Genomic DNA, 25,310 nt, shown 5'->3' on the forward strand with positions numbered 1-25,310 from the left:
CGAGGAGTGTGCCCGGATCGTGCCCGTAGACGTTCTGCCGAGAGGACACGCGTGAGCCCGACGAACCCGCCCGCACCGCGCGGCCGCCGCACGGTCGCGCGCCACGGCGCGCTCTCCTCGCCGAGCCCGTTCGGTCAGCTCCTGAAGCTCCTCGGCGTCGCGCTCGCCGTCGTCCTCGTCGCCGGCGCCGGCGTCACGGCGTACGCCGCCTACGACCTCACCGCCAGCTTCACCGACGAGGCCGTCGACCTCGAGGGTCAGGATGCCGTCCCGCCCGACATCGGCGCGATCGAAGGCGGCGTCAACCTCTTCATCGCCGGCACGGACGAATGCCTGCCCGAGTTCGCGGACTACTTCGGCGACCGCTGCACGGGCGCCGACGCCGGCGGCGAGCTGAACGACGTCAACCTGCTCGTGCACATCTCCGACAGCCCGCGGCGCGTGACGGTCATCTCCTTCCCCCGCGACCTCATGACCCAGATCCCGGTCTGCACCGGTGCCGACGGCTCCGAGGCCGGCGGCATCAGCAAAGGCCAGATCAACTCCGCCTTCATGTACGGCGGGCTGTCGTGCGCGGTGAAGACCGTGTCCGAGCTGAGCGGCCTCAGCATCCCGTTCGCGGCGAAGGTCAACTTCGGCGGCGTCATCAACATCACCGACGCGATCGGCGGCGTCGAGGTCTGCATCGGCAACGGCGGCATCCGCGACTCGTACACGGGCATCGACTGGCCCGCCGGCATGCGCAACGTGCAGGGCCTGGACGCCCTGCAGTTCCTGCGCACGCGCCACGGGCTCGAGAACGGCAGCGACCTCGCGCGCATCTCGAACCAGCAGCAGTACATGTCGCGCCTCGCGCACAAGCTCGTCGGCGAGGACGTGCTGACCAACCCCGCGCTGCTCTACAAGCTGGCCACCACGGCCGTCGAGAACGTCACGCCGAGCCAGAGCCTGGCCAACCCGCTCACGCTCGTGCAGATCGCGCTCGCCGTGAAGAGCGTGCCGTTCGACGAGATCGTCTTCCTGCAGTACCCGGTCCTCGACGACCCGTCCGATTCGAACCGCGTCGTGCCGAACTACGAGGCGGCCGACCAGCTGTGGGCGGCTCTGGCCGCCAACCAGCCGATCGTGCCGACGAGCGACCCCGACGCCGGCGGAGGCGTCATCCTCGCCGACCCCGGCACCGAGGCGACGCCCGACCCCGTCGAGTCCGCCGACCCCGGCGCCACGCCCGCGCCGAGCGAGTCCGCGGTCGAGCTCGACTCGTCGATCCCCGGCACCACCGCGGCGCAGGCCACCTGTTCCGCCGGCAACCTGCGAGCGGACGGCTGACCTCGTCGATGAGCGGATGCCGCGGCATCCGCTTCTCGTGTGGTCGAATCGCTCGCGGTGGAAGGTGTGAAGCATGACCGGTGCCCCTGACCGGCGGAGTCCGCTCGCGCAGCACGGACGTGCCCCGCGCTCGCGGCCGCTGACGCGTCTGCTGCTCGCGATGGGTGTGGTCGCGGCCGTGCTGATCGTGTCGATCGGCGGCGTCGGCGCATTCGCCCTGTGGAACGCGGCCGACCTCATCTCGGCGAGCTCCGTGCAGATCGGCGACGAGGACGAGCTCCCGCCGCCGACCATCGGCGAGATCGAGGGCGACGTCACGATGCTGCTCGTCGGCACCGACTCGTGCGAGGGCCCGAACGCGGCGCTCTCGGGCGCCTGCCAGGCCGGCGACACCGACGGCGAGCGCAACGACGTGACGATGCTCGTGCGCATCAGCGACAGCCCGCGGCGGGTGACGGTCGTGTCGATCCCGCGCGACATGATGGTGTCGCTTCCGGAGTGCACCGGCCCCGATGGTCGGACGTATCCGGCGGAGTCGTCGGCGATGCTCAACACCTCGTACGCGAACGGCGGGCTCTCGTGCACCGTCGACACGGTCGAGGAGCTCACGGGCACGCAGATCCAGTACGCCGCGGCCATCCGCTGGACCGGTGTCATCAACCTCTCCGACGCGGTCGGGGGAGTGGACGTCTGCGTCGCTGGCGACATCTCCGACAGCTACACGGGCCTGAACCTCACCGCGGGCACGCACACGCTGCAGGGGGCGGAGGCGCTGCAGTTCCTGCGCATCCGCCACGGCATCGGCGACGGCTCCGACCTCGGACGCATCTCGAACCAGCAGCAGTTCATGTCGTCGCTCGTGCGCAAGCTGCAGAGCCAGTCCGTGCTGGGCAACCCGGCGACGCTGCTGAACTTCGCGAGCACCGCCATGCAGCAGGTGTCCAACGGTCAGCTGATCCTGAGCTCCGGACTCGCGAACCCCACGCGAATGGTGCAGATCGCGATGGCGCTGCGGAGCGTGCCGTTCTCGGACATCGTCTTCGTGCAGTACCCCACCTATTACTCGAACTCGTCGGCGAGCCGGGTGCTGCCGGTGACCGATGCCGCGGAGGCCCTGTTCGCCGCGCTCGCCGAGAACAAGGCGCTCATCCTGACGGGCGAGGCGAGTCAGGGGAGTGCGGTCGAGGTGACCGGGGAGGCCGCGCCGCTGCCGACGCCCACGCCGACCTCGACGGATGGAGCGGCTGCGGAGACGCCTGCGCCCGGCGCGTCGGCCGGCGCCGCCGGGCCCGACGCCGTGGAACTGCCGAGCGAGATCGCCGGCACCACCGCCGCGCAGGTCACCTGCACCCAGCCGCAGCGGTAGCGCGGCCGGGGTCGTGCGGCTGACGCGGGCGCGGCTGGGTCTGCGCCCGGGTGGCGGGTCGTTCAGCTGACGCGAGTTGCAGCATCCCGTCGGCGGTTCCGCAGATCGGGTCCAGTGGATGTCGATCCCGACGACGTTCGGCGCTCGGGTGCACAGCGGTTATGATGGGTGTCGCGCGACCATTTCGGTGCCCGCGCATGGAGACGTCGCATAGTTCGGCCTAGTGCACCACCCTGCTAAGGTGGAGTCCTCGCAAGGGGACCGAGGGTTCAAATCCCTCCGTCTCCGCCACCTAAATACCTGATCCACGGGTTTTTTTCGAGTGGCCTTGCCCACAATCTGCCCACATTTGAGACGTGCACGTTCCGCTCAGACACGTGGCGCAGCGATCATCGAGGATGCCGAGAGCCATGCGGGCATGCCCACCTCGTTGGGTTTTGGGCAGCTTGTCCACGGGGCTACTGCGGTCGTCGCTTCCGGCGAACTGTCGTCGCCTAGCTTCGCGCACCTCTTTGCGTCGTGCGGCGGGATGGAGACGGGTACCGCCGAACGGCGGGAACTTCGTCCGTACGAGTGCAGCGCGGCGGTTCCGGCCGCTGCTGCTAACGCGGACGATCGGATCATGACAGATTCGACCCGCGTGCAGCTCGCTTCGATCCGTGTGATCACCGACGACTTGGCGGCCTCAGTCCACTTCTACCGAGTGCTGACTGGGTCGACACCGCAATACCTGACCGACGATTTCGTGGAATTTGTCACACCCTCGGCGACGGTCGCCTTGAGCACCCCGGAGAGGGTCGCCTTCATCACCGAGAACACTCCGCGTGCGGGCGCCAACAACACCGCCATCATCGAGTTCCTCGTGGATGACGTCGACTCTCTCCTCAGCAAGCTGCTCGATGCCTTCGGGGACGCCCTGGATGTCGTGCAGAAACCGACCACGATGCCGTGGGGGAACCGGTCCTTGCTGATCCGCGACCCCGAGGGCTCGCTCGTCAACGTCTACGCGCCGGTGACGCCGAGAGGAGTCTCGTTGCAGCAGAACCGGACGCCGAAAATGCTTCCCCCTGCCAACTGAGCACACGGGTCGCCATCAGTAGCGCCGCGCCTGACCCGCCCATGCCCGGCGCGGTCGGCCGCGCATCGAGTCTTCATCGACCAACCGATTGACGTCGTCCTGGGAGTCTTCGTGCCTACACCGCTCCGCATCACGCCCCTCGGCCATTCGTGCGTCCTTCTCGAAGCGTCGATGGGCGCGGACACCGTGAAAGTGCTGCTCGACCCTGGAAGCCTGACGCCAGAATTGACGCCGATCAGTGGATTGGACGCGATACTTATCACTCACGCGCACGCGGACCATATCGATCCGAGCCAGGTCCGCCGGCTACGGCAGGGTGGACGCGTGCCGGTATACGCGGACGCAGAGACGGTGGCGATGCTGGTGGACGCCGGTGAGCCGGATGTCCGCATCGTAGAGGCCGGCACGCTCGCCATCGGAGGGATGACCGTCGAAGTGACGCTGTCCGCGCACGAGGAGATCTACCCAGGGCTCCCTTTACCGAGCAACCATTGCTACCACGTCAGCAAGTCGGTGTTTGCCCCGGGGGACTCCTTCGCAGTACCTGACTTCAAGGTGGACACGCTGCTCGTGCCTCTTGGCGCACCTTGGCTGAAGCTCTCGCAGACCATCGACTACCTGCGTTCCGTCGCTCCTCGTATCGCGATTCCCGTACACGGTGGAGGTCTCGCCGCGGACCATCGAAAAATGCACCTCGCGCTGCTGTGCAAATTCGCTCCGGCCGGAACCACAGTTATCGAATCCGAGATCGGCCGAACAATCAAGGTGTAGCCGCGGCGCCGTGCAACACCCTCGGTCAGTCTTGTCGGTTTACAGCACGCGCCAGGAAAGCGTGTCGCACGCCATTCGACAGTTGCGAGATCGCAGCGTGCGGTGCGGTGTAGTCGAAGCCATGCCACGCTCCCGGCCACAGGTGGAATTCGACGCGCACGCCCGCGGCGGCCAGCCGCCGAGAAAGCGTGATGACCTCATCGCGGAATGTCTCGACTTGGCCGACGTCGATGTACGTGATCGGCAGACCCGCAAGTAGCGTCTCTCGAGCTGGCGCAGCATATTTCGACACGTTAGGCCCACCTAGAGAATCTGCCAGCAATGCGTACCAGCCCGTGCGATTGGAAATCTGGTCCCAGACGACCGCTTCAGAAGCGTCTGAAAGACGACCCGCCGCGGTTCGGTCATCGAGCATCGGGCATTGCAGGATCTGGTGACTGATTGCTGGCCCCCCACGATCGCGCGCGAGTAGAACGGTCGCGAGTGCCAGCCCGCCGCCGGCGCTCGAGCCTTGCATGATGATGCGCTCGGGATCGATGCCGAGCTCGGCAGCATTCCGTGACACCCACTCGAGGCCGGCATAACAGTCCTCTACTCCTGCGGGAAACGGATTCTCCGGTGCCAGCCTGTAGTCCACGGAGATCCCGACCACGTCGAACTCGACGACGGCTTCAGCGAGAGCGTCCGAGCGGAGCATGAAATCCCCAGCGATCATGCCGCCGCCGTGGACCGTGTAAACGCATGGACGCGAGCTGACCGAACGGCCCGCCTTCCGGATGACCAACAACCGGATCTCAGGAGCGTGCGGAGGTCCTGGCACTATCCGGATCTCTGCTTCCACCGCCCCGCTCGCCGACAGACCGGTCAGCGTCGGAGTCTTGTCCAGGATGGCCGCACGGAACGTCGCCATGGTGTTGATTGTTACCGAGGCTCGCATGCTCGCCGGAAAAGAGTGCAGGGCCGCGCCTAGTTCGGGGTCAAAAGGCGGCCCCACCACCTTGGTGGTCGGGTACTTAGCAGTTTCCTGATGCGCTGTAGATGCTCTCGGACGCCTCATCACTTGCCCAGTTTTGGAGCGTCAGCTCAGGGCGTCTACCGCCGAGTGTCGGCGGGGGAGAACTTCTCACCGCCGCTCGGCGGTGGAGGAGGTCATGGCGATCAATCTCTTGCGGCAACCTCATAGTTCCCCCCAGTCCCCGACAAATGGCTGGTGGGCTAGTTGATCGCCCAACGTTCGGCGGTACACATCGGATAGGCCTGAGCGTGACGCTGAGACGTCGCATCCGTTCGTCCGTGCGACGGTCCAAGGGAGGGCTACGAAATTGTCTGAAGTTCAAACAGCATCGATCGATGCACAACAGCCGACCCGGGCGACGCTTCGCAGAATCACGGCTCTTGTGACGCTCGGCAATGTTCTGGAGTGGTTCGACTTCTCCGTATACGCGGTAGTCGCCGTCTACATAGCAGCAACGTTCTTCGCCACGACTGACCCCATCGCCGCCTTGCTGCCGACATTTGCCGTCTTCGGTGCTGCGTTCGTCGCCCGACCGCTCGGCGCCCTCATCCTCGGGCCGATGATGGACCGTCGCGGCAGGAAATCGGTGATGTTGCTGTCGATGCTGCTCATGGCAGGAGGCTCGGTCCTGATCGGCTTCGCTCCAGGCTACGCGACCGTCGGCATTCTCGGGGCGCTCCTCGTCGTGGTCGGACGATTAGCGCAGGGCTTCTCCGCTGGCGGCGAATTCGGCAGCGCCGCGGTCTTCCTTTCCGAGTGGGCGCCGGACGGCCGCCGAGGCTTCTACGTCAGCTTCCAACAGGTTGCCACTAGTGCCGGCCTCGTATTCGGCCTGGTTTTCGCGTCGTTGCTGACTCTCGCTCTCGGGCCGCAGAACATGGCTGCCTGGGGATGGCGGATCCCGTTCCTTTTCGGGGGCGTGCTGGCAATCGTCGTATTCATCCTGCGGCGGAGGATCGACGACACCCCGGTGTTCCGAGCGATGGAGGAGCAACGCCTGGCGTCACCCGATCATGCCGCGCCAGTCGCGACGGTTGAGGAGTCCAATGTCCGCGGATTCCTCACCACTATGGGCATCGTCGTTCTGTGGACCATGGTCTCGTTCATCACCTTCAACTTCATGCCTGCGTTCGCCGTGAGCTTCGTGGGGGTTGACCAGCAAGCTGCTCTCATCGCGACTGCGATCGGCGCGGCAATGTCCATCGTGCTGATCCCGCTCGCTGGCGCGATCTCCGATCGAGTGGGGAGGCGCCCACTGATCATCGTCGCGTCGATCGCCTACCTCGTGCTGTCGTTCCCCATGTTCTGGATGATGGTGTCCCTGCAGTCGTTCGGCGGCTTGGTGCTGTTTCAGCTGATCCTCGCGCCGTTCACGGCAGCCGTCGTCGGCGTGGGCCCGGCAACGATCACCGAGCTGTTCGGATCGCGGCGAAGAGGGGCGATGGTGTCCATCGCCGCGGCACTCACGACTGCCTTGTTTGGCGGATTTGGCCCCTTCATCGCGACCTGGCTCATACAGGTGACCGGAACGCCCACGGCACCCGCGTTCTACCTCATGGCGGGCGCGGTGATCACGCTCATCACGGCGCTCACACTCTCGAAACGGCTCGGATTCGAAAACCTGAAGGACTGATCGCCACATGGATTACCCCAAGACATCGCGCGTCGCCCTCGTGCGGGACTACGACAAGGGCGTCGAGCTTGACGAGCTCCCTGTTCCTCCCCTCGTGGAAGGTGCCGTCCTCGTCCGCGTGGAAGCCGCGACCGGGTGCGGGACCGACGTTCATATCGCCAGTGGCGGGCTCCGCCACTCTCCGACGTGCAAGCTCCCCCTCGTCCTCGGTCACGAGGCAGTCGGCCGTATCGTCGCGCTGGGAGCTGACCGAGTCACCGACGTCGTCGGGAAGCCGCTTCGTGAGGGCGACCTCATCGCCTGGGCATCCCCGTGGTGCGGCAACTGTTACTGGTGCGCGGTCGCCCATCAACCCACGCTGTGTGTCAACGCCAACCTTTACGGGTTCGGGCCAGCAGACCAATTCCCGTCCCTCACCGGAGGATTCGCCGAGTACGTCTATGTCCACCCGCGTTCCGCGGTGGTGCACGTGCCCGAAGGCTTGTCGCCCGCTCTGGCGTCTTCCGCGACATGCGCTTTTCGCACGGTTGTGCACGCGTTTGAAACCGTCGGTCAACTTCGGCCCACCGACACCCTCGTCATCCAGGGGTCGGGTGCGGTTGGCCTGTACGCCACCGCGTACGCAACCATCATGGGGATCCCTCAGATCATCGTCATCGGCGCGCCGAGCTCTCGTCTGGCCCTCGCCGAGAAGTGGGGCGCGTCGACCACGCTGGACGTGGAGCACTCCACGCCCGAGGAGCGCCGGCAGATCGTCCTTGACGCGACAGACGGCCGAGGGGCCGACATCGTCTCCGAATGCAGCGGTGCAGTGCCAGCCTTCGCCGAGGGCCTGTCGCTAGCGCGTCGCGGAGGAAAGATGCTCGTCATCGGCGCTGCCGACCCGCGCCCCAGCAGCGTCAGTGCGACCAACTTCAATATGCGCCAGATCTCCGTGACCGGCAGCATCTCTGCTGACATCTCCCACTTTTGGCGAGCGTTCCAACTGCTCACGACGTACGCAGATCGATTCGACTTCGACGCCCTGCTGGGTAACACCTACGGGCTCGGATCGGTGTCCGATGCGCTCGTGAGTCTCGAAGCGGGCGAGATGAAGCCCGTGATTGTTCCGCACACCGCATGAGCGACACCGAGGCGGGCGACCTGGAGACCTCGCATGTCCGCGACCTGGTCACGGCGAATCGCATCCTCGCGCATCACCGTGTATTCGATGCATGGGGACACATCAGCATCAGATCACCGCATGATCCCGCGCGTTTTTTCATGAGCACGTCACGGGCGCCGGCCCTCGTGGTTGAGCAAGACGTCGTCGAGCTGAACGTGGACACCGGAGAGGTCGTGGGGGAGAGGACCTCGTACGCGGAGCGGCACATCCACGCCGGCATCTACCGGCGGCGCGCCAACATCCAGGCAGTCGTGCACACGCACTCGTCCGGGCTCATTCCTTTCGGTGCTGTCGGGCGGCCTCTTCGCGCCATCGCGCACACGGACGCCTTCCTCATCGACGGGTGCCCCATGTTTGAAATCCGGGATGAGACCGACGACCACACGATGCTCGTCGAATCCTCTCAACTGGGGGATGCCCTGGCTCGTCGTCTCGGCGACGCGGCCATCGTGCTGATGCGCGGGCACGGCGCAACCGTCGTGGCGCCCTCGCTGCGGGAGGTGGTGTACCGGGCGATCTACGCGTCGCACGCCGCGGATCTCGAGCTCACCGTTTGGGGGCTCGGCGACGCGCCGCGTTACCTCGGCGAGCAGGAAGCGCGGGCGGCGGCGAGCGCCATCGCTGCGACGGCACAACGCCCATGGGAACTCTGGAGCGCCCAAGTGGGGCGACCGGCCAACGGAAAGGATCGCCATGACCGGTGACTTGAAAACCAACACCCTCCGTGTGAACGAGCTGCTCACCGGTCCGTGGGGGCTGCTGATCGACGGCGAACTCGTTCCCGCAGCCGACGGTCGGACCTTCGACGTCATCTCGCCGCAGTCGGAGGAAGTGGTCGCCGAGGTTCCCGACGGTACTGCCGACGATGTCGACGGTGCGGTACGAGCCGCAGTCCGCGCCCATCCTGCCTGGGCAGCGTTATCCCCGAATGAGCGGGCTGACTACGTCATCCGTCTGGCTGAACTGATCCAGCTGCATAAGAGCGATCTCGCGCTCCTGGACGCCGTGGACGGCGGAGCACCGATCGCCGTGATGGAGGCGGATGTCGATCACTCCGCCCGGGTGTGCCGCTACTTCGCAGGACTGGCCCTGGAGACGAAGGGGTACTCTGTCCCGCTCGCCACGGGCACGCACTTCACCGTTCGCGAGCCATTCGGAGTGGTCGCCGCCATCGTCCCCTTCAACCACCCGATCCTGTTCGCTGTGACGAAGCTCGCCGCGCCGCTGGTGGCCGGCAACTGCGTCATCCTCAAGCCCGCAGAGGCGACTCCGCTCTCCGCACTGCACCTTGCCCGGCTGGTCGCCGACCTCTTCCCCCGCGGTGTCGTCCAGATCGTTGTTGGTGATGGTCCTACGGTGCCGCGCGCCTTGACGCGCCATCCCGAGATCTCCCGCATCGCCTTCACCGGCAGCGAAACCACCGGCAGGGCGATCCTGCGTGATGCAGCCGACAGTGGCGTCAAGGAGGTGAGTCTCGAGCTCGGCGGTAAGAACGCCATGCTCGCCTACCCCGATGCCGACCCGCAGGAGGTGGCCGCGGCCGCTGTTCGCGGAATGAACTTCGCTTGGTCCGGACAGTCGTGCGGTTCGACCTCGAGGCTCCTCGTGCACGAAAGCATCGCAGACGCGGTGACCGAGTCGATCGGGGCGCTGCTGGAGGGTCGGCGGATCGGTTCGCCGCTTGATCCTCACAGTCAGCAGGGGCCCCTCGTGAACCGACGGCAGTTCGAACGTGTGTCGGATTTCATTGAAGAGGCAGTCGCCGGTGGGGCGGATCTGATCTCCGGTGGCAGTAACAGGCCGGCAGCACTTGAGACGGGCTACTACCTGCCGCCCACCGTCTTGGAGGTCGCGGACAGGACCGCGCGCGTGCTGAACGAAGAGATCTTCGGCCCCGTGCTGTCCGTGGTGCGGTGGGGGGACTCCGACGATCCGGTGGCGATGGCCAACAGCGTGCGCTACGGCCTGACTGCCAGCGTGTACTCCAACGACATCAAGACCGCAATGCGAGCAGCCAAGAAACTTCAGGCGGGATATGTCTGGGTGAACGGTGCGGCGCAGCACTTCATTGGAATGCCGTTCGGCGGATACAAGGCCTCCGGTCTGGGACGCGAAGAATCGATCGACGAGCTTCTCAGCTTCACGCAGGTGAAGTCCATCCACATCCTGGACGCATAGAGGCTGCGCGCGATCCGCCATATGGCGAATCGCGCTTGCCATTTCGCTTCGCCCGGCGGTCGCTCCGGCTCGCGCCGAATTCAAGACTTGTTTGACACAGAAGTGCGGCTTGTCGATGCTCGACGGACACCTCCGAACCGGGAAGCCGCCGGACGGGAAAAGACATGACGACTCGTTTCTACGAGACGGTGATCATCGGAACCGGATTCAGTGGCATCGCGGCCGCACGGGAGCTGTTGGTGGCCGGACACTCGGATTTTCTAATACTCGAGCAGGCTGAGGAGGTCGGCGGCGTCTGGCGCGAGAACCGATACCCGAACGCGGCGTGCGACGTCCCGGCGCACCTGTACAGTCTCTCGTTCTCGCTGAACCCCGAGTGGTCATGCAATTTCGCTGGGTGGAGCGAGATTCTCGCCTACATGAACGCCGTCGTCGACGAGTTGGGCATTCGCGAGCAGATCGCGTTTGACACGAAGGTCGTCGCTGCGCACTGGGACGGCGACCTCGAGATGTGGGAGGTGACGCTGGATGATGCGACGGCCCTGCGTTGCAAGTACTTCATCTCGGGCGTCGGTGCCATCAGCCGGCCACTTATCCCCGACCTCCCGGGCATGAGCGACTTCCGCGGGGAGATCATCCACACCGCCAAATGGCACAGCGGGATCGATCTTTCCCACAAGCGGGTAGCCGTGATCGGGGCTGGGGCCAGCGCCATCCAGGTCGTGCCCTACGCGGTTGACAGCGCTGACGCGGTCCTGGCAGTGATCCGCACCGCGCCGTACGTCGTTCCCAAGCCCGAGGAATTCTACGACGAAGAAGACAAGAGGTTCTTCCGTGAGCACCCCGAGGTGCTCCAGGAGAAGCGTCGCATCATCTACGACGAGTTCAACATCTCGACGGATGCGTCCGCCGCGATGGACGCCGAGTTCCTGGACCGGGCTACAGCCGTGTGGAAGCAGCATATGGAGAGCGCGATCGAAGATCCGGAATTGCGACGCATACTCACCCCGGACTATCGATACGGCTGTCGGCGGCCTGCGCTCTCCAACATCTACTATCCAGCGCTCGCGAACCCGAAGACGACCGTATGGGACGATGTCGTCGTCGCGTTCACCGAGAGCGGCGTGGTCGGTGCGGACGGTCGCGAGTGGGATGCCGACGTCGTCGTGCTGGCGACGGGCTTCCGCGCCACGGAGATGTTCGCCGGGGTGACCTACTCGGGCGCACGCGGCGTTCTCCTCCACGAGAAGTGGGCCGGAACGCCGGAGGCATACAAGGGCACGCTCGTGCCGGAGTTCCCCAACCTGTTCCTGATGGCGGGGCCCAACACCCAGGCCGCCGGATCGATCATCGGCGTCATCGAAGCCCAGGCACGGATGGTCGTCGACTTGATCACCACTGCAGAGTGCAACGGCTCAGGCACGATTCAAGTGACCGAACAGGCCCAACGCGAATACAACGACTGGCTGGACGAGAAGATGGCGGGATCGGTGTGGGAGGCAGGCGGATGCCGCAGTTGGTATCGCGTCGACGGCAGCGGCAAGGTCGTCATCCGATTCCCCGCCAGCTTGGCCGCCTTCGAGCGCTTAACAGCGCGAATCGACGCAGATGACATCCTCTTCGGTGGCGCGGGCACAGCCGGCGACGGCGGGCGCCTCGTCGCCACCACACCCTAAGACCGATCGGTACACGCAGATGACGGCGCTCCTCGCGGGGCGTCGTCGTCTGTGTTTTGGCCGCGTTCTCGACACCCCAGGCGCGAACCGCCAATTGTCGTGATCGACTTTCGATAGCCCTACAAACGGCGGTGCCGTCCCCTCGCACCCAATGAGAGCTTTGTATCGCGCGGTTCTCATCGCAGAGACCGGCTGGTAGTGGAAAGCGATGGCACCTCTGTGGCACACGAATCTCGACACGTTCTCATCACCGGCGCGGGAATGCTGGGTGCACACACGGCGAAGGTCTTCCTCGCGAACGGGTGGACGGTCACGCTCGTTGACCGTGCCATCCACCACGATTACCTGCACGATATCCTCGGAACGTCGGAGGGCGTGCGGACGGTTCAGGTGGACCTCACCGACGAGGTGGCGACGGACGAGGCGCTGAGCGGCGTCCGTGCTGATGCTGTGGTGAACACGGCGGCGCTCATCGCCGCGAGCGCGCAACGCAACCCGCTGTTGACGCTCGATGTCAATGTCAAGATGCCGCTGCGTCTGGCGCAGTGGGCACAGCAAGCCGGCGTCGAGCGATTCGTGTCCATCAGCAGCTGGGGAATCTATGCGGCGGATCAATCCGAGCGGATCACGGAGCAGTCGCCGACGACGTCGCCGCACGTCTCCCACTACGCCGCGTCCAAGGCCGCGATGGAGAACGTCCTCGGCGCCTTCGCCGTTGCGACGGGATTGAAGACGGCAGTCATCCGCCCCACGATCATCTACGGCTACGGGCCGAACCTGGGCGGCAGTATCGCTAGCGCGATGCTCGAGGGTCTCGTCGCTGAAGCGTTGCGCGGCCAGGACGTTGTCGTTCCCTCCGGGATGCCGTCCGAGTCCGAGTACACGTACGTGGGGGATGTTGCCAACGTCGCGTTCGGCGCTGCTACCTACGATGGCGATGACGTCTTCGAGGTCTTCAACGCCGGGTCTCAGCAGACGACGTCGACGGCACGGTTCGCCGCGGCGATGCATGGTCTGTTCCCGGATATCTGCATCGTCGAAGCTCCTCGCGACGACTCGATTTTCGGACCGCCGCGACAGAGCCACGCAACCGATCTGTCCCGCACGATCGGGCTGCTGCAGGTCCCGGAGCCCCTCACCATCACAGACGGTCTCGCGCGTTTCGTCGACGACCTGCGTCACGCGGAGCACTTCGACGACGTCGGTTCTCTGCGCTGACGGCGCCGCCTTACGGCATACCGTCGCGCCGCCAAGTTTCGGAAAGCCTCGATGAAGGAGTCAACAGTGAAGTACGTGATCGGGATCGACGTCGGAGGAACCTTCACCGACGCGGTAGCGGCAGATGACCGTGGGCAGATCACCGGCGCGAAAACGCCGTCGACGCCGGCGGACTATTCCATCGGTGTTCTGGCAGCGATCAGCGAACTCGCCGCCCAACTGAAGTACGACGAGCGCGAACTGTTGCAGAACACGGAGTACATCGCGCACGGCACGACCGCCAGCATCAACGCGCTGGTCACCGGGAATGTCGAGCCCATCGGCTTCATCACCTCGAAGGGGCACGGCGACTCCATCGAGATCATGAACATCGAGGGCCGCTACCTCGGTCTCACCGCCAACGCGATCCAGGACTCCATCAACCTCCACAAGCCGGCTCCTCTGGTCCCTCGGCAACGCGTGATCGAAGTCACCGAACGCGTGGACCGACGTGGAAACGTCGTCGTCGCGTTGCACGAGGACGAAGTGCGCAGCGCGGTCACTCGCCTTCTCGCGGAAGGAGTCCATGCGATCGCCGTGTCCTTCCTATGGTCGTTCCAGAACCCCGCTCACGAGCAGCGCGTGGCGGAGATTATCGCCGAGATGTCGCCGGACACGTTCGTCGCCGTCTCCAGTGAGGTCTCCCCGCGGATCCGCGAGTTCGCCCGAAGCTCCACCACCATCATGAGCGCCCAGCTGGGTCCTGCGCTACGCCGCTACTTGACGCCGCTCGTCCGCGAGCTGGGCGAGCGGGGGCTGCGGGGACCGCTGCTCGTCATGCAGAGCTCGGGTGGAACGATCGCGGCGGCCGAGGCCCCTGCGTCGGCTATCACCACGGTCGGCTCGGTTCTGAGCGGTGGGGTGGTGGGTGCTGCGCGCCTGGCGCAGCAGCTCGGACACAAGAACGTTGTGACCGCAGATGTGGGCGGTACGACGTTCCTGGTCGGCATGGTCGTGGACGGGGAACCGGTTCGAACGTCGACCACGGTGATCAACCAGCATCCCATCAATGTCCCCACCATCAGGGTGGACGCGATCGGATCCGGCGGCGGCGCGATCGCGTGGATCGACCAGGGCGGCAACCTGCGCGTGGGCCCGAGGAGCGCCGCAGCCGTGCCGGGCCCGGCGGCCTACGGGGCGGGAGGCACGGAACCCACCGTGACTGACGCCGATGTGGTGCTGGGCATCATCGACCCCGACTATTTCCTCGGCGGCAAGCGCAAGCTCCGCGTCGACCTGGCAGAACAGGCGCTTCTGGAGAAGATCGGGCGTCCACTGGGGCTCACCGCGAAAGAAGCTGCGGCAGCGGTATACGAAGTACAGAACGCGCAAACCGCCGACCTCGCCCGCAAGGTCGTCGTCGAAGCCGGCCACGACCCCCGCGGATTCGTGATGTACGCCTTCGGCGGCGCGGGCCCGATCCATGCCGCGGCGATCGCGACGGAGCTGAAGGCGAGCGAGCTGGTCGTGCCCCTGGGAGCGGCAGCATCCGGGTTCTCGGCCTTCGGTCTGGCCGCATCCGATGTGGCCGTCACGGCTGAGGTGTCGGATCCCGCGCTGTTCCCGCTCGACCCAGCCGACGTGCAACGCAACTTCGACAGGCTCACGGCACAGGTTCGCGAGTCGCTCGACCGTCAGGGCGTCGCCTTCAGCGATGTCACTTTCAACCGGGAGTTCGATGCGCGGTACGCCGGGCAGATGTTCGAGGTGACCGCGGAGGCGCCCGTCGACCAGACGATCGACGATTCGACGGTCGAGGCGATGGGAGAAGTCTTCGATGCGCGCTACGCCGAGCTCTTCGGCGCCGGATCCGCGTTCGCCGACGCGGGTCGGGAGATGATCTCCTACCGGATCCGCGGGGTCGGCGAGCTGCCGTTCCGACCGACCCTCCCAGAGCATGAACGATCCGACGACGCAGACGCCTCATCGGCGATCAAGGGCCACCGTCTCGTGCATCTGCAGCACGAGCGCGGCTTCGAAGAGACGGCGATCTACGACTACGCGAAGCTGCGTAGCGGTCACCGTTTCCCCGGTCCCGCCGTCATCGAGGTCGCCACGACCACAGTGACCATCCCCGCGGGCCGCGAGGCCCGGGTGGACGAATACGGCAACCTCCGGGTGGACCTTTCAGAGAGGAGCGCACAGTGAGCGCCAGAACGTCGACATCAGCTGAGGCGGAGAAGTTCCAAAGTCGGCCGCTGCCGATGGATGAACTCCGCCGCCGCATCTCCCCCAAGCTGCGCCTGCACTCCGTGCCGGCAGACCAGACCGACATAGATCCGCTGAGCTACGAGGTTCTCCGCCACCGCATGTGGTCCATCACTGAGGAGATGGGGGAGACGCTCAAGAAGATGTCGGGCTCTCACGCCGTCACCGAGGCCAATGACATGGATGTCGCCATCTGCGACGAACTTGGGCAGCCGGTGCAGGTGGGCCTGTACAACACCGGCCTCATCGCCTCCATGGATCTCGCCGTCTACTGGACCCTCCAGCACCGCAGCGACAGCCCCGGCATACGTGAGGGCGACATGTTTCTCACCAACGACCCGTGGGTGGGCGGCGGCCTGCATCAGAACGACACGGCGATCATCGCTCCCATCTTCTGGGAGGGAGAGCTGTTCGCCTGGACGAGCGCGATCTGCCATCTCGTCGACGTGGGGGGCGCCAAGCCCGGCTCCTCCGACCTCTCGGCGGTCGACGTCTTCACCGAGGCCGTGCCGACACCCCCGATCGCCGTCGTGCGCGGCGGAGAGATCCAGGACGACGTCCTGGATTCCTTCCTCCGCCACTCGCGACTGCCACACCACGTCGAACTCGACCTGCGTTCGCAGATCGGCGCCAACCAGATCGCGCAGCGACGTCTTCTCGAACTCGTGGAACGCTACGGGGCCAACACGGTCAAGGCCGTGATGAAGCAGATGATGAACGACGCCGAACAGCGCCTGCGTGCACGTCTGCGCGACATCGAGGACGGCTCGTGGAGCGCGGTCAGCTATCTCGAAGAGTCCGGCATTGGCGATCGCGATCTGCACAAGCTCGCCGTCACGCTGACGAAGACGGGCGACCAGATGTCGTTCGACTTCACGGGCACGGCACCTCAGAGCGGCATGATCAACTGCCCCTACTCGGGAATGCGCGCCGGTGTCATCATGGCGGTTCTGCCGCTCCTGGCGGGCGACATCCCGTGGTCGGCCGGAGGCCTGCTGAGATGCTTCGACATCGTTTCGGAGGAAGGGACCATCAACAACGCCACGTTCCCCGCCGCAGTGGGATGGGGGTCGATCACCTCGGGACTGGGCACGATGAACGTGGTGTCCGAAGTGATCGGGCGGATGGTCGACACCGCTGTCGACCTAAAGGAGCGCGTTCAGGCGTCGTGCACGAGCACGTACGACGTCGTCACCCTGGCCGGCGTCGATCGAGAGGGCCAGCCGAACGTCAACATCGTTTTCACCGCGATGGCCGGAGGCTTCGGTGCGCGGCCTTACGAGGACGGCGCCGATACGGCTGGATCACTGAATATCCCGATGGGCCGCGCGCCGGACGTCGAGATGCAGGAGCTGGCCGGTCCGTACCTCTACCTGTGGCGACGCGAGGAGGTGGACTCGGGTGGCGCGGGCCGGTTCCGGGGAGGGTTGTCGGCCTCCACCTGTCTCATTCCGTATGAGACCGGCCAGCCGCTGTTCGGTGCGTTCTCCACGAACGGCAAGGCGCGTGCGGAGGTGAACGGACTCGCCGGGGCATATCCCGGCGGGCCTGGTCTGGACGTCATCGTGCGAAATGCCGACGTTCCCGCGATGTTCGCCGCGGGAGCGGTGCCGACGAGCCTGGCCGAGCTGGGTGGCACGATCCAGGTGGTCCCGAACCGTTTGGAGACTCACGTCGAGCTGGTCGATGCCGTCTACATCCAGCCGACAGGCGGCGCCGGTTACGGCGACCCGCTCTTGCGCGACCCAGCTGCAGTCGCGCTGGACATCGCGAATGGGAGGGTGAGCGGGGCCGCGGGCATCGATGTGTACGGGGTGTCCGTTCTGCCAGACGGCGGCGTCGACGAAGCCGGAACCGCTCAGCGGCGATCGCAGCTGCGCGAGCAGCGGCTTGGGACAGCGCCGACTCGAGACGCGGGCCACGCCGACGGCGACTTCACCGAGTTCATCGATGAGAACCTCGCTATCACGGGCCACGATGCGGCGCAGCTGATCGCGTGCCGGCAGTGCGGACACGAGATCGCTCGGCGAGGCGAGGACCTCGCCAGCGGATTGGTCGTCCGAGACTCGGACCTCCCCGCGGCCATCCCCGGCATGTTCGCCGCGCCGACCGAATACGTCGACCGCGAGCTGGTCTTCCGCGCGTTCTTCTGCCCAGAGTGTGCGACTCAGGTTCGCTCCGAGGTAGTCCCCGCCGACGAACTGCCCACCATGCGGTAGTTCCGACGTGGTCTTCGAGATCGCTTCAGCCACCGGCGGCGGATCTCGAACAACACTCTCGCAAACGAAAGGAAGACGATGATGTTTCCCGCCAGAAGAACCGGTGCCCTCGCGACGGCCATCGTGATGGCCGCTGCACTCGCTGCGTGCTCCAGCCCCAGCCCCGCAACAACCGGTGACAACTCCGGCTCGTCGGAGGCGCAGACCGCCGCGCAAGAAAGGGTCGATAAATTCACCGCCGAGCAAGACCCGATAGCCGTCGCAGCGCTCACGGGGACGCCCGATGCGTCGCTCACAGTGGCAATATCCACGTGCGTGCTCCCGGTCTGCCACACCACGACAGACGCCGCCGTGGAGGCGGCCAAAGCGCTCGGCTGGACCGTGCGCGAGTACGAGTCAGAAATGTCGCCCGAGGCGTATCTGGCGGTGTGGGATCAGATCATGCAGGATCCGCCGGATCTCATCGCTTACACACCCGTCGTCCCGGATGAGGCCATCGCTGCTCAGCTTCAGGCGGCAGCGGCGTTGGACATCCCCATCGTGTCCATCGCGCCCGCAGGTGACCGCCCAGATAAGAACGGACCCGTCTTCGCCGCCTACGCGAGTGCTCCGACATTCACCGAGTCCGGGTCGCTGATGGGAGACATCATCGTCGCCGACGGGGGGACCGGGGCAAACACCGTGTTCGTCTGGGACCCTGCCTTATCGACCATCTGGAATCCGCTGAAGGACGCCTTCGAGGATGCGATCTCGGCGACCGGCTCGGAGTCCGCCGTACTGGAGGCGCCGACAACGGGCATCGGTACAACGGTTCCCGGGAAGGTGGTCAGTTACGTACAGAGCCATCCGAACATCAAGTACGTGGCATTTTCGTTGGGCGATTACACCGTCGGCGTACCGGCCGCCCTGGAAGCTGCGGGTCTCGCGGATCAGGTGAAGGTCGTGACTCTCTCGCCGCAGGCGGGAAACCTCGCCGACCTCAAGAGCGGCAAGGAATTTGCATCGGTCGCTCAGGAGAACACGACTGCGGGCTGGCGTGCGATCGACGGCCTCGCCCGGCTCTCGCTCGGAGAGACCCCGACGGACGAATGGTTCGAACCGTCCGGATGGCACCAGATCCTCGTCGCCGACAACGTGACCCAGACGACCGACGTGCCTGCAACTCCTGGTACGCCTGAGGCGTTCCTGGCTGCCTGGGGCGTCGAGTAGAGATGTCTGGCCGAGGGGGGGTGACGACAGCGGCGCCGACATCCGTCGTTGCGGCGGCCGCCTTGGACATCCAGTCGCTGAGCAAGACGTTCCCGGGCGGCCGCGGTCTGAACGACGCGGCGCTAACGATCCGTCAGGGCACGGTGCATGCGCTCCTCGGCCAGAACGGCTCGGGCAAATCGACCCTGATCAAGGTGCTCGCCGGTGTCTACCAACCCGATACCGGTGCAACGGCGACCGTCCAAGGCGAGCCGTTCGAATTGGGATCGCCGACGGACTCCCAGGCGCGCGGCATCCGCTTCATCCATCAGGACCTCGGACTCGTGCCCACCCTCGACGTTACCGACAATCTCCGCCTGGGCCGGCAGTACTCTTCTCGCTGGTGGCTGTCGGACCGAAAGGAGAAGCGCGTTGCCGCCGAGCTGCTCGCAGACCTCGGCGTGGATGTGGACGCTTCCGCGAACCTGGGGGAGCTCTCGCAGGCGCGCCAGACGATGGTCGCCATCGCTCGAGCGTTGAGCGACAACGACCGCCCGGGGCGACTCATCGTCCTGGACGAGCCGACCGCCTCCCTGCAGAGCACTGAAGTGGCCTACCTCTTCGAGCTCGTCCGACGCCTGCGAAATAGTGGCAACAGCGTGCTCTACGTCACGCACCGTCTCGAGGAGGTTTTCGAGATCGCCGACGACGTCACCGTCCTCCGCGACGGGCGCACGGTAGCCAGCGGGCCAGTGGCGTCCCTCGACCACGACGGTCTGGTCGAGTTGATCATCGGCCGTCCTCTCGAGGCGTTCTACCCGGAAAGCCCCGCGCCCAGCAGCGAGGTCGTGCTGAGCGTGCGCGACGTGGCCGGCGCCACCGTCGACGGCGTCAGCTTCGACGTTCGCAAGGGGGAAATCCTGGGAATCGCCGGCTTGATCGGGTCCGGGTATGAGGAACTGCTCTTCCTGATGGGCGGCGGCAAAGCCAGGGAGGGCGGCACCGTAGAGGTCCGCGGTCAATCGATCCCCTCCGGAGATCCGCAAGCCGCCATCCGCGCCGGTCTCGCGTTCGCTCCTGCCGATAGGAAAAGACTCAGCGCAATACCAACGTGGAGTTTGAGTGAGAACATCACCCTCCCCGCGCTGGCGCCCCTGCGCGGCGTATGGCTCAGCGGTCGGGCTGAGGCTCGGGATGCCGCGACATGGCTGGAACGAATGAATGTGAAGTTCCCGGCATCCACGCTCTTCTCACTGCTGAGCGGCGGCAATCAGCAGCGGGTCGTGCTGGCGCGATGGTTGCGAACCGACGCGGCAGTGATGCTGCTCCAAGAACCCACCAACGGTGTGGACACAGGGGCGAAGCAATCAATCTATTCGGCACTCGACACCGCCCTGGCCTCCGGCACGGCAGTGGTCATCTCGTCCTCGGATGCCGAGGAACTCTGCGCTATCTGCGATCGCGTGATCGTACTGAACGACGGTCGCATCGGGGCGGTGCTGGAGGGAGGAGGCCTGACCGTCGACCGGCTTCTCGCGGCCTGCATGAGGAAAGCGTCCACGAAAGGAGACGAGCATGAACGTAACTGAGAGCTCACCCCGACAGGCCGAGGCGACGACATCTCCTCCCGCGCCGCGTCGTAGGCGCGTCGATCTCGGTTTTCAGAGATTCAGCGGCCTCTACGTCTGGGCCGGGATCATCGTGATCTTCGGTGCCTGGATCCCCAGTGTCTTCCTCACCAGTCAGACGCTCGTGAGCCTTGTCTCGGACGAGGCGGTGACGGCCATTCTCGCTGTGGGTTTGATGTTCACCCTCGCCGCCGGTGGCTTCGACCTGTCCATCGGGCAGAACCTCGGCCTCAGCGCGATCCTCACTGCGACGCTCTCGACGGTCGGGGGATGGAACCCCTGGGCAGCCGCTATCGCCGCGATTGTCTGCAGTACGGCGATCGGGGCGCTCAACGGCCTGCTCGTCGCGAAGGTGGGCATCAACAGCTTGATTGCCACGCTGGGAATGACCTCGATCTTGCTGGCCCTGTCCCAGGTCATCTCCGATCAGCAGTTTCGCGGACCGGTTCCAGCCGACTTGAGAGCGCTCACGGCGTGGCAGCCGCTCGGCATACCCGCGATCGCGATCTACGCTGTGGCATTCGGCTTCGTCGCGTGGTACCTGCTCGAGCACACGCCCTTCGGCCGCCGGATCTATGCAACCGGCGCAGGGCCGGAAGCCGCCTTCCTCGCCGGAGTTCGCACGTCCCGCTATCTGCTGGTCTCATTCATGCTGTCCGGCCTCGCGGCCGGGATTGGTGGCGTGCTGCTGACGGCGAAGATCGGGAGCATCGGACCGACGATCGGACCCAGCTACCTCCTGCCCTGCTTCGCTGCGTGTTTCCTCGGCACCACCCAGATCAAACCGGGGAAATTCAACGTCTGGGGCACTCTCATCGCGATCGGACTCCTCGCAACCGGCGTGAAAGGACTTCAGCTGGTCGGCGGTCAGCAGTGGATCACCGATGCCTTCAACGGTGTCGCGCTGATCGGGGCAGTGTCCATCGCCGTGGTCGCTGCTCGTCGCGCGTCGGCCGGACGAGCACGCAAGGGCGGCCGTCGTCAGTAGCCAAGTGGACCCGACCAGTTCGGCCCGTGCGGGGTGTGCGGCACCGCACGGATGTCACGGCTCGGCTCGGCGCGGCCCGCAAGCGTAATCTGGCGTTGCCAGCCGCGGTCGAGCCAGAACCACATCTCCAGGGAGATTCATGCAAGAGATGTTCGGACGGCTGCGCGAGCTGGATGCTTCAGCAGCGGATGCGTTCCGCGTGATCCGCTACTTCGACTCACTTGTGGCCAATCGAGCCGGGCTTGACGCGTTGCTGCGCGCCGGCGCGGTGCTGACCGAGAGCGTGGTCGGGTTCACCGACTCCGACCGCCAGCTGCATCTCCGGGTCTCTCCCGAAGGGCGTGTCGCGCAGGACGCGGACACGGACGACGAATGGCCATCGGTGGATCTGGGGGGCGACGCTGTCGCGCGCGTGTGGATCGAACGGAGGGAGTCGCCCGGCGAGCTCGACGCGATCGTTCTGGAACGCATGGCCGCAGGCGTGAAGATCGCCCTTGATCGGACTCGGCATTCGGAAACGCATGATCCCGCGAGCGTGGACGTACTGCTGGATGAGACATCGTCGGAACTTGACCGGTCGGTTGCAGCCCGCCGGCTTCTGCTTGAGAACGAGAAGCAGCTTCAGGTCGCGGCCATCATCGGTGCGGATCGACCGACACCCGCCCTGCTCGCTGGTCCCCTGGTTAGCAGGGCGACCCGCATCGGGCGCGTGACGGCCGTGATCCTCACGCGCGGCGAGGGTGAGATGCCAACTGAGTTCGCGTCCCTTCCGCACGGGATCGGACCGGCGGGCGATGTCCTCGGACTACCGGCGTCGTGGCACAAAGCCCTGCTCGCCCTCCGCATGACCGGAGATGCGACGCCGACCAGCCCAGGCCCGCGCCGGTTACGGTACGACGACGTCGGAGTGCTCGCAGACATTGTCGGAGAGATGTGGGCGAGGGCCTCGACCGTTGCGGATGTGACACGTCTGATCGAGATGGAGAGAGTAAATCCCCGGAGCCTAGAATTCCTTGAGGCGATCGCAGCGACCGACAGCCTCCGGCAGGCGGCCGACCGCGTCCACGTGCACCATTCCACCCTTCAAGCTCGCCAGTCGCAGTTGCAGAAGGCGCTGGGTTACACGCTGGACTCGCTGGGCAAAGCGCGGCTACAGTTGGCGCTCATGCTCGTCCGGGCAGTGCGGAACGGCGCCCTTCCGTGACAACCCGGCCGCTCGCCTCAACGACGCCGCGCCTTCCATGCGCGCTCTAGTTGGTAGGTCCGACGGCGCGCGCAAGAAATGCGTGCCGAGTGTCGTTCGAGAGTTGTGAGAGGGCCGCGTAGGGCGCGACGTAGTCAAAGCTGTGCCAGGCGCCCGGCCAGAGGTGGAACTCCACGAGTCCGCCGGCAACGGCCAGTCGTGCGACGAAGTCGAGGACCTCATCGCGAAAAGTATCCGCTTGTCCGACGTCGATGTAGGTACTGGGCAGACCGCTGAGGTCTGTTGCTCGCGCTGGCGCCGCGAGCGCCGGCACGGTCGTCCCACCGGCGGTCCCGCTGAGGAGGAAGTTCCAGGCCGTGGCGTTGGACACGTGGTTCCAGATGTTGTCCTCTGTCTCGGCCGGTTCACGGCCGACGGAGGTGCGATCATCCAACATCGGGCACTGCAAGATCTGGTGACTGATCGACGGGCCACCCCTCTCGCGCACGAGGAGAGCCGTGGCAAGAGCGAGGTTGGCCCCGGCGCTGGCTCCTTGCGTGACGATGCGACTGAGATCGATGCCGAGCTCGGCGGCATGCTTAGAGGCCCACAAGAGCGCGGCGTAGCAGTCCTCGAGCGCGGCGGGGAACGGATTCTCTGGAGCGAGCCTGTATTCGACGGAGATGCCCACGACGTCCAACCGCAAGACGCTCTGTGCGAGCGAGTCTGCCCGCATCAGGAGGTCGCCGGCGAGCATGCCTCCACCGTGAAGGTGGTACAGACACGGTCGGGGGCGCGGGGAGCCGCCCGCTTTCCTCAGGATTAGAATCCTGATCTCTGCGGATCCATCCGGTCCGGGCACGTTCCGGATCTCCGCCTCGACGAGGCCGGTGGCTGTCACTTCGTCCAGCGTGGGCTGCCGTGCGTGGATCGCTTCGCGATAAGCGTCAAGGGTCTCCGGGGTGACGGCTCCCAACGGCGGCGGATAGAAATCCAGGATGGCGCGCAGTTCCGGGTCGATCGGAGAACGGGTCGCCACGCTGTCCGACTTCCCAGGCACCTCATTCAGTTCCACTTGAACTAACCTCACTCATAGCCGGGAGTCGCTCTAATTCTCATGCCCAATCGATCAGGAATCCCCCCGCCGATCGTCGGCTAAATGGACATCAATCTCCGCCGTTCGGCGCCTGCGGGCCTACGTATCCGTCAGACCCGAGCGTACGCCTCGCGCGGGCGACATCCTCGAGCTTTCATCTCGCACGACGGGTCAGCCGCCCGCTGCCGCGCTGTTCTGCGCGACCAGTGCCCGAACCTCTCCCGACGAGACTTCGAGCACGGGTGCCTCCCCGCGGTTGGGCCGTCACCCATGGGTGCAACCGTCCGACCATGCATCGACTCGCGTCACATCCCAACTCCAGCCGCGACGCGTCACCACCAGACGTGGTGCGCGCATGAAAGTTGTTGCTCGCTCGTATTGACTGCACGGGGCAGTTAGCGGCGAGGCTGGGGTCCCTGCATAACCGCGAACTCTCCCGTCGAGTTCCTCACGGTCTGTCTCACCACGGAGTAGAACCAATCGAGAGCGCCTGCGTGGTGGGTCGTGTGCCGCTTGTAGAGGTTGAGGGCGATGGGTGTCATCGTGAACGGCACCGGGCGCGTCACCAACGGCCACCGGTGTGTCCAGGCTTCAGCGATCGTCTCGGGGATTGCGGCGATCAGCTCGCTACTTCGGCTGAGGAGCGGCGGGAGGGTTGCAAAGTGTTGGACGGAGACGGTCGGAGCGGTGATTGGTCCGAGTTGGTGGTGTGCGGCGTCGAGAAGCACAGCGCCGGAGTCGCTCTCAACATGAACCCTGCGTGCAGCCAGATATAGATCCGTAGTCACCTGGCGTCGCGCCAACTCGTTCAAATCCGACATGACGATGCAGTACATCTGATGCTTCACCAAGACACGCTCTGCAGCGATTCTCGGATCGACAGGGGTGATGGCGAGATCGATCGCGCCGACCTGAAGCCACTCCGACAACCGGCTCGTATCGAGGTGCACCACTTCGAGACGAGCCCGCGGAGCATCGCGGTGGAAGATGGTGAAAATCTCGGGCAACCACCCGACCTCACCGAGCTCAGACATCGCAATGCGAAACGTGCGCTCCGACGTGGCGGGATCGAAGCCGTTGACCGCATCGAAAGTGTTGTCGATATCAGCGAGTGACGCCTGAAGGCGCGGAAAGATCGCTTCAGCCAGAGGAGTGGGAGTGACCCCACGACCGCTCCGCTTGAAGAGTTGATCATCAAGTTCGCGTCTGAGCCGAGCCAAGGACTGGCTGATCGCAGGGGCGGTGACATGAAGGCGCTCGGCGGCAATAGTGACGCTTCGCGCCTCGTAAACCGCCACAAGAACACGTACAAGATTCAGATCCACGCCGAGC

19 protein-coding genes and 1 tRNA gene are annotated in these 25,310 nt (G+C 65.5%); 17 read left to right on the forward strand and 3 right to left on the reverse strand.

The features are described from left to right. Positions 1 to 51 precede the first annotated feature (51 nt). The 5 genes from ABC304_RS06315 to ABC304_RS06335 all read left to right on the forward strand — a co-directional run bounded on the left by ABC304_RS06315 (position 52) and on the right by ABC304_RS06335 (position 4,544). Entirely contained in the window at positions 52 to 1,329 is a 1,278-nt protein-coding gene (locus tag ABC304_RS06315) for an LCP family protein (protein WP_412929616.1), read from the forward strand. 73 nt (positions 1,330 to 1,402) lie between these two features. Then, positions 1,403 to 2,695, forward strand: a complete 1,293-nt coding sequence (locus ABC304_RS06320; protein WP_412929617.1) for an LCP family protein — start codon at positions 1,403 to 1,405, stop codon at positions 2,693 to 2,695. A gap of 199 nt (positions 2,696 to 2,894) precedes the next feature. Further along, positions 2,895 to 2,986 (forward strand) — tRNA-Ser (locus ABC304_RS06325). 331 nt (positions 2,987 to 3,317) lie between these two features. After that, positions 3,318 to 3,773 (forward strand): VOC family protein, encoded by a 456-nt coding sequence (locus tag ABC304_RS06330; protein WP_412929619.1) that lies wholly within the window; start codon positions 3,318 to 3,320, stop codon positions 3,771 to 3,773. 111 nt (positions 3,774 to 3,884) lie between these two features. Continuing rightward, positions 3,885 to 4,544: an MBL fold metallo-hydrolase gene (locus ABC304_RS06335; protein WP_412929621.1), complete on the forward strand. Its 660-nt coding sequence runs from the start codon at positions 3,885 to 3,887 to the stop codon at positions 4,542 to 4,544. Positions 4,545 to 4,569: 25 nt separating this feature from the next. On the opposite strand, the gene ABC304_RS06340 is transcribed toward ABC304_RS06335, so the two are convergent. Next, positions 4,570 to 5,454 carry an alpha/beta hydrolase gene (locus ABC304_RS06340; RefSeq protein WP_412929623.1) on the reverse strand — a complete coding sequence of 295 codons (885 nt, stop codon included), beginning with the start codon at positions 5,452 to 5,454 and terminating at the stop codon, positions 4,570 to 4,572. 487 nt (positions 5,455 to 5,941) lie between these two features. On the opposite strand from ABC304_RS06340, the gene ABC304_RS06345 reads away from it, so the two are divergent. The 12 genes from ABC304_RS06345 to ABC304_RS06400 all read left to right on the forward strand — a co-directional run bounded on the left by ABC304_RS06345 (position 5,942) and on the right by ABC304_RS06400 (position 22,903). Further along, positions 5,942 to 7,192, forward strand: coding sequence for an MFS transporter (locus tag ABC304_RS06345; protein ID WP_412929625.1), 1,251 nt, complete (start codon positions 5,942 to 5,944; stop codon positions 7,190 to 7,192). Positions 7,193 to 7,199: 7 nt separating this feature from the next. Beyond that, a complete protein-coding gene (locus ABC304_RS06350; RefSeq protein ID WP_412929626.1) occupies positions 7,200 to 8,315 on the forward strand; it encodes a zinc-binding dehydrogenase in 1,116 nt (371 codons plus the stop codon). Further along, on the forward strand, positions 8,312 to 9,061 hold the full coding sequence (locus ABC304_RS06355) for a class II aldolase/adducin family protein (protein WP_412929628.1): 750 nt from the start codon (positions 8,312 to 8,314) through the stop codon (positions 9,059 to 9,061). Before ABC304_RS06350 ends, ABC304_RS06355 begins: the two co-directional genes overlap by 4 nt. Beyond that, on the forward strand, positions 9,051 to 10,535 hold the full coding sequence (locus tag ABC304_RS06360) for an aldehyde dehydrogenase family protein (protein ID WP_412929630.1): 1,485 nt from the start codon (positions 9,051 to 9,053) through the stop codon (positions 10,533 to 10,535). Before ABC304_RS06355 ends, ABC304_RS06360 begins: the two co-directional genes overlap by 11 nt. A 164-nt stretch (positions 10,536 to 10,699) precedes the next feature. After that, complete coding sequence (locus ABC304_RS06365) at positions 10,700 to 12,211, forward strand: flavin-containing monooxygenase (protein WP_412929632.1); 1,512 nt, start codon at positions 10,700 to 10,702, stop codon at positions 12,209 to 12,211. A gap of 219 nt (positions 12,212 to 12,430) precedes the next feature. Then, positions 12,431 to 13,429, forward strand: a complete 999-nt coding sequence (locus ABC304_RS06370) for an NAD-dependent epimerase/dehydratase family protein (RefSeq protein ID WP_412929633.1) — start codon at positions 12,431 to 12,433, stop codon at positions 13,427 to 13,429. 66 nt (positions 13,430 to 13,495) lie between these two features. Further along, complete coding sequence (locus tag ABC304_RS06375; protein ID WP_412929634.1) at positions 13,496 to 15,616, forward strand: hydantoinase/oxoprolinase family protein; 2,121 nt, start codon at positions 13,496 to 13,498, stop codon at positions 15,614 to 15,616. Further along, on the forward strand, positions 15,613 to 17,895 hold the full coding sequence (locus ABC304_RS06380) for a hydantoinase B/oxoprolinase family protein (RefSeq protein ID WP_412929635.1): 2,283 nt from the start codon (positions 15,613 to 15,615) through the stop codon (positions 17,893 to 17,895). The genes ABC304_RS06375 and ABC304_RS06380 overlap by 4 nt, the downstream gene beginning before the upstream one ends. Before the next feature lie 78 nt (positions 17,896 to 17,973). Further along, positions 17,974 to 19,104: a sugar ABC transporter substrate-binding protein gene (locus tag ABC304_RS06385; protein ID WP_412929636.1), complete on the forward strand. Its 1,131-nt coding sequence runs from the start codon at positions 17,974 to 17,976 to the stop codon at positions 19,102 to 19,104. A gap of 62 nt (positions 19,105 to 19,166) precedes the next feature. Continuing rightward, positions 19,167 to 20,672, forward strand: coding sequence for a sugar ABC transporter ATP-binding protein (locus tag ABC304_RS06390; RefSeq protein ID WP_412929637.1), 1,506 nt, complete (start codon positions 19,167 to 19,169; stop codon positions 20,670 to 20,672). Then, positions 20,659 to 21,699: an ABC transporter permease gene (locus ABC304_RS06395; RefSeq protein ID WP_412929638.1), complete on the forward strand. Its 1,041-nt coding sequence runs from the start codon at positions 20,659 to 20,661 to the stop codon at positions 21,697 to 21,699. The genes ABC304_RS06390 and ABC304_RS06395 overlap by 14 nt, the downstream gene beginning before the upstream one ends. A 139-nt stretch (positions 21,700 to 21,838) precedes the next feature. Then, positions 21,839 to 22,903, forward strand: a complete 1,065-nt coding sequence (locus ABC304_RS06400) for a CdaR family protein (RefSeq protein WP_412929640.1) — start codon at positions 21,839 to 21,841, stop codon at positions 22,901 to 22,903. A gap of 46 nt (positions 22,904 to 22,949) precedes the next feature. On the opposite strand, the gene ABC304_RS06405 is transcribed toward ABC304_RS06400, so the two are convergent. Beyond that, positions 22,950 to 23,957, reverse strand: coding sequence for an alpha/beta hydrolase (locus ABC304_RS06405; protein ID WP_412929641.1), 1,008 nt, complete (start codon positions 23,955 to 23,957; stop codon positions 22,950 to 22,952). A gap of 416 nt (positions 23,958 to 24,373) precedes the next feature. Continuing rightward, a complete protein-coding gene (locus ABC304_RS06410) occupies positions 24,374 to 25,303 on the reverse strand; it encodes a LysR family transcriptional regulator (RefSeq protein WP_412929642.1) in 930 nt (309 codons plus the stop codon). Between the last annotated feature and the right edge of the window lie 7 nt (positions 25,304 to 25,310).

It is taken from the genome of Microbacterium jepli, assembly GCF_047237905.1.
In the GTDB taxonomy this organism is placed as follows: domain Bacteria; phylum Actinomycetota; class Actinomycetes; order Actinomycetales; family Microbacteriaceae; genus Microbacterium.

Bases quoted from the DNA above. Each gene is read 5' to 3' on its own strand.
- ABC304_RS06365 (WP_412929632.1), top strand. From the start codon at position 10,700: ATGACGACTCGTTTCTACGAGACGGTGATCATCGGAACCGGATTCAGT.
- ABC304_RS06340 (WP_412929623.1), bottom strand. From the start codon at position 5,454: ATGGCGACGTTCCGTGCGGCCATCCTGGACAAGACTCCGACGCTGACC.
- ABC304_RS06400 (WP_412929640.1), top strand. From the start codon at position 21,839: ATGCAAGAGATGTTCGGACGGCTGCGCGAGCTGGATGCTTCAGCAGCG.
- ABC304_RS06320 (WP_412929617.1), top strand. From the start codon at position 1,403: ATGACCGGTGCCCCTGACCGGCGGAGTCCGCTCGCGCAGCACGGACGT.
- ABC304_RS06385 (WP_412929636.1), top strand. From the start codon at position 17,974: ATGATGTTTCCCGCCAGAAGAACCGGTGCCCTCGCGACGGCCATCGTG.
- ABC304_RS06350 (WP_412929626.1), top strand. From the start codon at position 7,200: ATGGATTACCCCAAGACATCGCGCGTCGCCCTCGTGCGGGACTACGAC.
- ABC304_RS06395 (WP_412929638.1), top strand. From the start codon at position 20,659: ATGAACGTAACTGAGAGCTCACCCCGACAGGCCGAGGCGACGACATCT.
- ABC304_RS06360 (WP_412929630.1), top strand. From the start codon at position 9,051: ATGACCGGTGACTTGAAAACCAACACCCTCCGTGTGAACGAGCTGCTC.
- ABC304_RS06330 (WP_412929619.1), top strand. From the start codon at position 3,318: ATGACAGATTCGACCCGCGTGCAGCTCGCTTCGATCCGTGTGATCACC.
- ABC304_RS06355 (WP_412929628.1), top strand. From the start codon at position 8,312: ATGAGCGACACCGAGGCGGGCGACCTGGAGACCTCGCATGTCCGCGAC.